The 1,366-nt window shown below is 71.5% G+C and carries 1 protein-coding gene; it reads right to left on the bottom strand.

Translation table 11 applies throughout. The annotated features are described in order from the left end of the window. Positions 1 to 1,366 (bottom strand): ABC transporter ATP-binding protein (locus AB0H64_RS44900; protein WP_357638076.1); only part of this gene is annotated, 1,366 nt, incomplete at both ends.

The following is a 1,366-nucleotide window of genomic DNA, read 5'->3' as shown; positions in this document are numbered from 1 at the left end:
GTTCGACGATCGCTCCGTCCTCCAGCACCACGACGGTGTCGGCGTCGGCGACCGTCTCCAGCCGGTGGGCGATGACGACGATCGTGCGGTCGCCGCTCAGCGTCGCCAGGGCCCGGCGGACCGCCTGTTCGGTCTGCGGGTCGGCGAAGGAGGTCGCTTCGTCCAGCACCAGAACGGGCGCGTCGGCCAGCAGCGCGCGGGCGATCGAGATCCGCTGCGCCTCGCCTCCGGACAGCTTGGTCTCTTCACCGAGCACCGTGTCGTATCCGCGCGGCAGTTGGAGGATGCGGTCGTGGATGTCGGCCAGCCGGGCGGCGCGGATCACGTCGTCGCGGCTGGCCCGCGGCACCGCCAGCGCGATGTTGTCGGCGACCGAGACACGCAGCAGACGGACGTCCTGGAAGACGAAGGACACCTGCCGATGCAGCTCCCGGCTGCCGATCTCACGCAGATCGACGCCGCCAAGAAGGACCGAGCCGTGGGTGGGGTCGAAGAATCGCGGCAGCAGCTGGACCAGCGTGGACTTCCCGCTTCCCGACGGCCCGACGACCGCGGTGACCGTCCCCGGCTCCAGCACCAGGTCGATGCCGCGCAGCGCCTCGTGGTCGGCGTCGTAGGCGAAGCGGACGTCACGCAGTTCCACCCGGTGCCCCTGCGGCGGACGCGGGTGGGCGGGCTCGGGCAGTGGCCGGACCGCGAGCACGTCTTTGATCCGGCCGACCGCACGGCCGGCGGCCTGCAGGTCGTCGAAGCCGTGGCCGAGCGCCGCCACCGGAGCGGTCAGTCCCAGCCCGAGCAGCAGGAACGGCAGCAGATCCGCCGGGGCCAGGCCGCCGGAGGTGATCAGTGCCGTGCCGCCGACCAGCACGACCAGCAGCACGAACGGCGGCGACAGCGCCAGCTGCATCCCGGCGGCGATCACGGACATGCCGCGCACCCAGCGGGAGAAGATGCTGACGAAGTCGTCGGCGGCCGTCAGGAACGTGCGGTGGGCGCGCTCGCCTCCGCCGAACGCCTTGACCACCGAGATGCCTTGCACGAACTCGACGACGGAACTGGCGATCCGTCCCATGGCCGCGTCGTAGGCCTCCTGCTCGCGCGTCCTGGCGGGCAGCATCAGCAGCGGAACCAGCGCTATCGCCATCACCACCGGGATCAGCGTGATCAGGGTGAGCCGCCAGTCGACGGTGAACAAGTAGATCAGCGACACCAGCGGCACCACGAACGCGGCGACGAGCTCGCCGGGGGCGTGGGCGATGAACGGGTGCACGGCGCTGACGTCCTCGCCCACCACCTTGGCCAGCTCGCCGGTGCGGCGCCGGGAGAACCAGCCGATCGGGACGCGTCCCAGCGACGCGGCCAGCTG

The sequence above is a fragment of the Nonomuraea sp. NPDC050733 genome, from assembly GCF_040654215.1.
Taxonomy (GTDB): domain Bacteria; phylum Actinomycetota; class Actinomycetes; order Streptosporangiales; family Streptosporangiaceae; genus Nonomuraea.
This window is presented reverse-complemented; position numbering and strand designations above follow the sequence as displayed.